Source organism: Rhodopirellula maiorica SM1 (assembly GCF_000346295.1).
Taxonomy (GTDB): Bacteria; Planctomycetota; Planctomycetia; order Pirellulales; family Pirellulaceae; genus Novipirellula; species Novipirellula maiorica.
This window is the reverse complement of the sequence record NZ_ANOG01000952.1, coordinates 1-8,996: the sequence shown is the minus strand read 5'-3', so window position 1 is coordinate 8,996 and position 8,996 is coordinate 1. Positions and strand designations below refer to the sequence as shown.

Sequence of the window (8,996 nt, the reverse complement as noted above, 5' to 3'; positions counted from 1 at the left end):
AGGCGACTTACGTCTACAAGAAGTACTACGGATCGGTCGCGGTTGAATGGATCGAAGGTGTGATTCAGTACGATTTACCGACTGACGGCAGCGGGTCACCCGCGGTTGCGCCCGCGACGGGCTTGCACGGTTTCTCAAATGGAACGTCAAACGTCCCGGCCCACTGAACCGTGCCGCTGGTCGTTCAAATTTCCTGTCTGTTGTGGCACCAATGACAATGAATCTAAGACGCTACGCCATCGTGATCGCGTTGACACTGCCCCTTGGTTGTGGACGAAATGGGTCGCCGCCGCCATCAAGCAACACTCCGGCAACGATTGCTGAACCGACCCAAAAAATGCGGAGCCTACCGCGGTGAGTGACCAGTGGCCCTTTGGCGATCCCGAAAACACGGCTGCAATAACCTTAACTCGCATCATGGATGGTTCACAACCAATTCTGTATGTGGTCCACGACGAAGATGGTGATTGGCAATTTCTTGATGGTGGCGACGTTTCCGAGGAAGATGCCGCTACAGTCTCACTGAAAAACATCTCCAAGCGAGATCCGTCCATCATGTCGTTGGCGGATCTTCCGGTTGGCTGGGCGGCGGAACGACCGGCCGTCGACAAGGAATGGGAAAGATTCGAACGATAACGGCGAACAACGCAATCCACCGACGTTGCCGGCCGGGCCAAATTTGAAGCTAAAGTCACTGGCGGCAACCCCATGATTTCAACCATTACCCGACTGTGAGATAAGATCCTGGATTTTGCGCAAGCACTCGCGTCTAAATCGACACGCGCCCAAGTCGCGGCTGCGATCTTTCTGAGCTCTGAAGGTGTTCGCGGCAAACAACATCTACTTCAACTTCTAACGCTTTGTCAGTCAATCGATTTGCAAGCACCTGCACTACCAAGATACGAAGAGAACTTGGTTGTATACGGTGCTATGTCCGAACTAGTCACCTGCCGTGGAACTGCCTTCCGATGTCTAGCCGCGATCGATAGGCAGCTTGCACTTCCATACTTGGATACCCCCGCCTGTCACGACCACATCGCGTTGATTTCGCACTGGCTTAACGCACGCCCCAGCGCCCCTCAGTTGATTGACGAGCTGGATTGGATGCAGCGACAATAAGCTATGGACCGGAACCGCCGAGAATGTATATCCTGATGGAGGAATGATCGCCGCGGCCCGAACAGCGCAACCGTTCGCCTATTGAAAGACTCCGGTGGCTCTCGTGGTGACGCTAGATGCCGGAAAAAGGTTGGCAGAAAAATCTCAATATCTTCCTGCCAACATTTTCCTGCCATATTGGATGCCCCATCGACGCTTTGTGATTCCTTCTCCGTCGACGTCATCCTGATAGAATGCCCAAACCTGCACAGAGTACGCGAGGAACAATGACAAACTTTCCGTGCCCCGTGATGACCGACGTTCCTCGAATGAACCAAGCCTGAAGAAAATGGGACCTTCCCGATCAACGCATTGGCATCCATCATCAACAGCAGTGACGATGGGAACGCTCGATCACGAACTGTCTGGAAATCGCCTATCCATTGTGCATTTTTGGGCGACCTGGAACAACGTTGATAAGTTGATGGACGCTGAGGTTTTTACGCGATGGATTGATATACGAAAAGAAGACGACGTTGATTTGTTTGGTTGAAGGTCAGCCACGATTCTTACGAATGGCACATGGTTTCCGGATTCGTGTTGATTCGTGAGATCCGTGGCTAGTTCCTCTCTGCGGTCTTTCCCCAATCTAATAAACAAAGGCCGTTCTCGAGAATCACGCTCTCTTCTCATCTTCCTACCTCCATGTTCCTACCTATTTGCTCGGTCGATGTTGGCAGGAAAATGAAGGCAGGAAACTTTCAGGAGTGGTTGAATTTTGGAACGTCTGCGGCGCGGTCGATTGTTGCTCGCTCTCTCTTTGACCAGTATTCTAAGGTCTGCGGAACGAGGCCGATTGACGAGTCGTCCGCCACGCGAGTGGCGGCAACGTCGTTTCGTGACCACCAGACTCTGGGATGCCACCGTGTGACCACCACCGTTATTCTGGTAAGAGGTTGAATGCACGATCCGAACGAAGTTGCACCGAATGGTCTCACCTATGCTGAGATCGATGCGCGCGAATCCGATTCCGTGCGACGCGTAAATGAAGCTTTGCTTGCGCGTCAGCGTCTCGACGCTCGGTGGTGGGGTTACTCCGTCTCGCATTGCACATTCGATTTAATCATTGGTGATCCACTTGGTCGCAAAGACAATCTAGCCATTTGTTGCCCTTCGACTACCAACATCTGCGGCCCCGTCTCATGGCCGAAACAGCAGTTGCGTGTCGAATGGACGTGCGATCGTTCCACTCGCGACGTCTGGCACTACAGACTGATTGACGAAAATGCGGGATTTCGCTTGGAGACCGGCATGTTATTGTGGCGTCAGGATTTCGATATTCACGCGAATCACAGCATCTGGTTTTCCCCGCGTGCACCGCTGCAAAAACACCTTGAATACATTTGTCCAAAATGCAATCACGCGAGTTACGGCCATCATCCTTATTGTGCAGAATGCGGCACCAAGCTTCCGTCGGAATCAAAAATGTTCGCGATTGGGCTTACTCGTCCTGTAATCAATCCTTCAAACATTCTGCAAATCGGTTACAACGAACTCAACGCAGAAATCCGACCTGGCACGCGGAACAGCGATCGTAACCCATGAGGGCCAGAAAATCACGCGATCAACCGAAGTCGCATACGGCGCGTTTTATGAAGTAAAGTTTGTTCGCCGCGACTCGGTTACGACCGCCGTTATCCGATTCTTTACTCGGCGGTCGTGGTTGTTTTCACTTTTGCGATATCCGACTCAGCCAAGGACGTTCCACTTGAGCGCATCATCCTGACATCGCTTATCGACCTTGTTCGGTTTCTCATCATGGTTTTCGTGACTGCTTGGTTTGCGAAGGAAGTTTGGAACCGGCTGGTCACGGAGATGTTGGCATGCGGGTCCGCTCAACGATGAATCAATGGCAGGAGCGATCCGCTGCGAGGTTGCGAACACACTTCTAGACTTGGGTGAGCCGTTGCTATTTAGGAGCAGGCTAGACTCCTGACGTTCCGGAAAGATTGCCGCTCGGCGGTCACCCGGATGAAGGACCGGCAAAAAAATGGGGGGGCAAAAAGATGTCGAGACCGATAAATGCTGGGCAAAGGAAAGATGCCTTCATGCCTCCCCCCATTTTCTAACCTCCCATTTTTTAATCAATTTTCCTTGCTCAGGTGCGAGGCATTTACGCTGGCAATAACGGCGTTGCATTCGGTGGCGTTAATGCGGATTTTTGTCGTCCCTTTTGGATATCGAAAAGCACTGCAGACCCAATACCTGGGGGACTTGCGTCCCAGGCTACCCTCTACCGCTGCGATGCAGCTAGCCAACTTGTGGCCGCGTGACACCCGTTTTACCGTCAACTATAGGATTCCCCTGATCCTTGCGAAACTCGATAGCCACCGAGCAATTAAGTTCTTGCTCAGCGATGAATTGTTCCCGGTTGACTTTCGCTCAATCCGGCAAATTTTAGAAGCGTTCAAAACGGAGTCCTGAAAAGTACCTCGGACAGGACTGCTCGCTATTATCGAAGATGCAAGTGCCGAGCCAATCGAATACCCTATAGTCACCTGCACATTGTTTCGTCCCTTATCTTTCCCATATCAAACGGTTACCTGTCAGCTGGTGTGAGCTGACTTCAACGTTTGGGCGTTTGGAGGAATCAATCATCCGAAAGCGACGATTTTCGATTTTTGGGGTGATGGCATCGACCGCAGTCGTGGCTGTTCTCGTAGCCTTTGACCTTGTTGGCTTAGCTCTGGCAATCCTATTGTTTGCCCTACTGCCTCTCGTCGTCCCGACTGCAATCGTTCACTGCGTTTATCGCTCACAAATGTTTATGGCCAACCGGCTTACGCCAAGCTTCTATTCCCATGGAAGGTTTTGGATCATCCGTTTTTTTTGTGGTCGTAACTGTTCGGCTTGGGCACTCAACAACTATGCCGTCAAATTGTATTCAGATGAACAATATCATGCGTCAAACGATGCATTTTCGCGTGTGCTTCAACTTGATGAGAAGTCTGCTGTTTATTGGGCACATCGAGGTGCATCTCGATATTCGATAGGCGAATATCAAAGCGCAATCGATGATCTCAATGTCGCATTAAAATTGGAAAGCAACCACCAAATCGCATTGATGTATCGAGGATACACATTGATGGCGACTGACAACTATACAGCTGCGTTGGATGACTTGGCTCGGGTCGAATGCAACACTTCGCAACATTCCATGGTTGCTTATTTTCGAGGACACCTCAATGAACTCCTCCACCACTGGGAATCCGCGATTGATGACTATCTGCTCGCGTATAATCTCGATTCAACACAAACAGACGCAGCGATCTCGCTTGTCCGATTGCAGGCCGGCTGCCCTGACAAAGATCTGCGTGATGCGAACAAGGCCATCCAAAATGCAACAAACCTATGCGTCTGAATGAATTGGGATGATTGGGTTGCCGTTAGCGTTCTGGGGGCTGCCTATTCGGAGGCAGGTGACTTTGACCGTGCACTTAAATACGCGAGAATGGCATTGGAATTGGCACCTGCCCACGAGAAACCTGAACGCAGCAAACGAATCGCACAATTTCGAAATCATGAACCTTTTCGCATTCCACCAACGGATTCGAACACCGGACGTCAAACTGTGGAAAACACGACACAACCAAACGATCAATCTTAATTGCGCAGAGGACGTCGCTTCGGATGAACCGAACACGTTTAGAGCCCCAGCATCTTCTTTGCACATACTTTCACGGGCGCCAAGCAGCGCCACCCACCAAAATTTGGTCACTCGTTCGTTTGTGCCGGGTTGCCTCGGTCACATTAGGAACGGTTCGGCAATAAGCTCGTCGTTTGAATTTTGTTACTCACATTTGGGGTGAAACGTTCTTACCATAAGGAACGAGGTTACGTGTCCCATTTTGCCACCAATTCGCGGGGACTCGTTGCCTCGCCCACTACATTGAATGGCCGTTATCTAAAATGCGTTTCTGAGTCGAGACACCATGACAAACAAGACGCATCGATTGAGCCGGCTTCGCAAATGGATGCTCCGACTTGGGTTGCTTACAGCGGTTCTCTACATCGTCCTGCAACCCTATTTCGTGTCGCGGAGTTTCCGCCGTGCTTACCGAGAACGCGACTTTGCGAAGGCCGAGAGCTTCGTCGATTTTCCGACGCTTCGCGAGAACCTTTTGCAACGAGCCAAGCAGAAATACGTGCAACCAGCAAAGAGAGATCAGGCCGCGTCCATGTACAACCTCGCACACGCCTTTATGAGAAAAATGATTGATTCCACTGTGCGTCCAGGTGGCTTTGAAGCCTTTGCGAAAATGAGCCAGAGCCAATCCGACGATGGTGATGCGGCGATGCACAACGTCTCGGTGGATCTACATGCATGGAACACTTACGAGGGTCTAAGCGTTTTTTCGACGGAAATCTACGCTCGAAGAAACGAAGAAACGGTCCCCGTGATCAAGCTCTATTTCAGACGTGTTAACCTGAGCTGGAAATTGTACGACGCGACTTTGTTTGGCGAGATCTGACTTACGCTCACGACCGCTTTGGTCAATACACTTACATATCGTTGCTCGAGGGGAAATTTACAATTACAACGAAGGGCCATCCAAACATCACCGAAGAAGTGATGGAACTCGCGTCTCGTTATGCAAGTAACGTTGACCATTCGACTGATAGCAAGTCACTGAGTTACCGACCAGTGATGTCGAAGTACGATGCCGCGTCGTGTTTGCGAAATCGAATGGATTCGACCTTGTAGACGTAGACTAGATCGATAGCAACGATGCGAACAATGACGATTCGTTTTCGCCTACCAAATGAACCTTGTCCTGTTCTCGAGTTTATACGCAACTCCCGCTGCCCACACGTCGCCCCTGTTTACCGAACAAAGACTTGATTCAATGCTCAACCGCGACGTCAGTCGGCCGTACATTTACTCTGCCTTCAGCGTTGCATGTTTCGCGGTTGGATACTTTGTATTCGGTGCGATCGGTTCGCTAGTCGCCTATGGAGTAGGCATGATGCTCGCCATCTTTGTTTTGATCCAGCAAATACGCAAGCTCTGATTGCGTAAGCGATGGTGCACTCACCATTCGCCTGGGTTGGTTTGGACGGTTCTCTGGTGAAATCCGCGATTCGGAACCGGGGATTCCAGAACCAGCAAAGGTCAAAGGTTGAATTCAGGGACAGTGGCTTGAAATCCCGCAGACCACCGGTATTTGGCACGCAAACGCATCCACCACGAAAACGAAATAGCAAATCGGTAAATAGGAGGGAATTACGTGGTCAGACTTTCATGCCAAAGACGTTGGTGTGCGATTAGCACAAATGGATTCGCAAGCTCACCAGTCCGAAGATTCAACGCTGTCGACGCGTCCGCCATTTATTATGGGGCAACTATTGCTTGGTCCTTTTCCGGCGTGGTAAAATCGCAGCGCGCCATCACCGTGTTGGCGAATCACGCAGCCCTCGCCAACCCACGCCGCGATCACCATCCGAGAAACCGCGGCACGGCGTGTAAGGTTTCACAAATAGAAAATCCATCGTCGGCCATCATTGACGGTCGACTGTAGGGCAAGTCAATGTCTCTTCGCTTGTGAACCATGACCACCATCAACGAAATCGCCCCTGACCTGTTTCGGCTCTCGATCTACGTCGCAGAGCTTGACATGCAGTTCAACCACTTCCTCGTTCGCGACGAGGAACCGCTGCTCTTTCACGCCGGGCTGAAGGCGATGTTTCCGATGTTACGCGATGCGGTGGCTCAACTGATTGATCCTACCCAGCTGCGACATATTGCGTGGAGCCATTTTGAGTCCGACGAGTGTGGTGGGCTCAACGAATGGCTGCAACTCGCGCCACAAGCTCAGCCGGTTTGCACGCTGGTCGGCAAACTCGTAAACGCCGATGATTTCTCCATTCGTCCCGCCTTCGGAATGAGTGCGGACGATGTTCTCACCACGGGGAAGTATCGATACCGCTTTTATCGCTCACCCCACATTCCGCATGGCTGGGACGCAGGGGTGTTGTTCGAGGAAACGCGTAAGACATTGTTCTGTTCCGACCTGTTCCATCACTTTGGCGATGTTGAACCGTCAACTTCATCGGACTTGATTGCTCCAACCCAATCCGCAATGCAACAAATGCAACATGGACCACTGGCGGGTTACATGCCGTACACACGGCAAACCGAAGGCGTCCTGCAGTCGTTGGCCGATCTGAAGCCAGAAACGCTGGCCGTGATGCACGGATCGTCCTACACAGGACAGTGCGACCAATTGCTCCGCGACTTGGCTGGGGTGATTAAAGAAAATTTTGATCAAGATTAACAATTCCATGCACTAGTGATTCCAATCCAAGGAAATTTCAAACACGCTGACCCGGCGGTACGGGGTGCAATCGCAGCAAGAATAAGTAGGTGGACAAAGCCTGTACGACCGAGATCACGCTCAGCCCGAACGTTCTGTCAAAGTGTGTTGGGCTCAACGAATTAAATCGCTTTCGGAGACATTTCTATGCGTTTTCAGACAACGTTAATCACGACTGCCGTCCTCTTGCTTGCGACTCCAATCGCCGTTTTCGCTGATGCTCCCGATCCGATTCGAATACGGGTGGTGGACGAACTGGGCAAGCCGGTCGAAGCCGCATCGGTCCAGGCTCGCTACATGAAAACCGTTCGGCAAAACGGAAAGGACTATCCAGTGGCGATGGAACTATCGCCGCCGCAGACAACGGACATGAATGGCGTCTGCGAATTGACTTTGCAGGACGTTTCATGGACGCTGGCGGGTCTCTATGCACATCGCGCCGAGTTAACGTCCGACGAAGCGATGAAGCTGTGTGATGATGCTCCAAGTGACCCACTGGAACGCGAGGCGTTTATGCGGAAGCTAAACGATCGTTGCCAGCGTTTTAGCGCGGCTTACCTGATCCTCCATCCCGAAACGAATCGTGATGCACTGATCACCTTAAAAATGGCAAAGGCAGTCAAAGTTTCCGGCCGCGTCCTAGTCAACGGAAGCCCTCTTGCGAAGGCATTGGTTACGATCTATTCGCGCAAGAGTCAAATCGACCAACTTTTTGCGAGGTCCGCACCCGAGTTGACTGACCATGAGGGCAAATTCAGCTGCTATTCATTCCCTGGTGATCTCGACCAAGCACGGATTGTCGTCGAAAGACTAAGCGGGAATCGAGTTTTGACTCTGAGCAACATCCCTTCCAAGCCAACACCATCAGGATTGACGTTTGAACTCGATACCGAAGCGAAGGACTACAAACTCGTGAGTAACGACATATGAACCGCACAGCCGACCATGACGAGCGAATTGCGAAAATGACGTTCGCTTCGGTGTACCCTCACTATCTTGCCAAAGTCGAAAAGAAAGGCCGAAACCAAAATGAATTGCTACAAGTGATCCACTGGCTAACAGGTACGCTGGCACGCCAATTGGGGATGCCGACGACTGGAATTTTGGAACATTCATCTCCGCTAATTAACACTAACCGATCTGCAGGCTCAGCATTGCCTGAATTGCTACGTTGTTGATGCGACTTCTGGTATTCGCAGGGTGCTGGTCTCTTAGTCAATTGCGTTCGACATCGTCATGTGGAAGGACCGGCAAAAAATAGGGGGCCAAAAGATAGGGTAAAGATGGCTGTGGTCGATGCAACTTGCTGCGTCGATATTCTCGCCATTTTGTAACCTACCATCGTTCAAACTATTTTCCTTTACATTTAGACTGGACGTAGCGACGCTAACTTTCGCTTGCATGCTTTCGGCGATTAAGGTTGGAAGAATAATTGATGGGCAAAATGATTAATACTTAACCACCTCAATCTGAAGAACCGTTTTGCCAATTTATCATTTTGCCAAACCAATGTTCACAAGAGTC

7 protein-coding genes are annotated in these 8,996 nt (G+C 51.0%); all 7 read left to right on the top strand.

The window, feature by feature from the left end; translation table 11 throughout:
- Positions 1-354 precede the first annotated feature (354 nt).
- A complete protein-coding gene (locus RMSM_RS30475; protein WP_040770302.1) occupies positions 355-636 on the top strand; it encodes a hypothetical protein in 282 nt (93 codons plus the stop codon).
- Positions 637-3,787: 3,151 nt separating this feature from the next.
- Complete coding sequence (locus RMSM_RS30455; RefSeq protein ID WP_008706553.1) at positions 3,788-4,519, top strand: tetratricopeptide repeat protein; 732 nt, start codon at positions 3,788-3,790, stop codon at positions 4,517-4,519.
- Between the two features lie 571 nt (positions 4,520-5,090).
- The gene (locus RMSM_RS30445; protein ID WP_008706548.1) at positions 5,091-5,630 is read left to right on the top strand and encodes a DUF2939 domain-containing protein; all 540 of its coding nucleotides are present in this window, start codon (positions 5,091-5,093) and stop codon (positions 5,628-5,630) included.
- Between the two features lie 375 nt (positions 5,631-6,005).
- Positions 6,006-6,170 (top strand): hypothetical protein, encoded by a 165-nt coding sequence (locus tag RMSM_RS41465; RefSeq protein WP_008706544.1) that lies wholly within the window; start codon positions 6,006-6,008, stop codon positions 6,168-6,170.
- A 537-nt stretch (positions 6,171-6,707) separates the two neighbouring features.
- Positions 6,708-7,433 carry an oxygen-binding di-iron domain-containing protein gene (locus RMSM_RS30430; protein ID WP_008706540.1) on the top strand — a complete coding sequence of 242 codons (726 nt, stop codon included), beginning with the start codon at positions 6,708-6,710 and terminating at the stop codon, positions 7,431-7,433.
- 186 nt (positions 7,434-7,619) lie between these two features.
- Complete coding sequence (locus RMSM_RS30425) at positions 7,620-8,402, top strand: hypothetical protein (RefSeq protein ID WP_008706538.1); 783 nt, start codon at positions 7,620-7,622, stop codon at positions 8,400-8,402.
- Positions 8,399-8,650 carry a DUF2200 family protein gene (locus tag RMSM_RS30420; protein ID WP_008706537.1) on the top strand — a complete coding sequence of 84 codons (252 nt, stop codon included), beginning with the start codon at positions 8,399-8,401 and terminating at the stop codon, positions 8,648-8,650. Before RMSM_RS30425 ends, RMSM_RS30420 begins: the two co-directional genes overlap by 4 nt.
- Positions 8,651-8,996: the final 346 nt, after the last annotated feature.

Excerpts from the sequence above, each read along its gene's own strand:
- RMSM_RS30455 (WP_008706553.1), top strand. The coding sequence starts at position 3,788 with ATGGCATCGACCGCAGTCGTGGCTGTTCTCGTAGCCTTTGACCTTGTT.
- RMSM_RS30445 (WP_008706548.1), top strand. The coding sequence starts at position 5,091 with ATGACAAACAAGACGCATCGATTGAGCCGGCTTCGCAAATGGATGCTC.
- RMSM_RS41465 (WP_008706544.1), top strand. The coding sequence starts at position 6,006 with ATGCTCAACCGCGACGTCAGTCGGCCGTACATTTACTCTGCCTTCAGC.
- RMSM_RS30430 (WP_008706540.1), top strand. The coding sequence starts at position 6,708 with ATGACCACCATCAACGAAATCGCCCCTGACCTGTTTCGGCTCTCGATC.
- RMSM_RS30425 (WP_008706538.1), top strand. The coding sequence starts at position 7,620 with ATGCGTTTTCAGACAACGTTAATCACGACTGCCGTCCTCTTGCTTGCG.
- RMSM_RS30420 (WP_008706537.1), top strand. The coding sequence starts at position 8,399 with ATGAACCGCACAGCCGACCATGACGAGCGAATTGCGAAAATGACGTTC.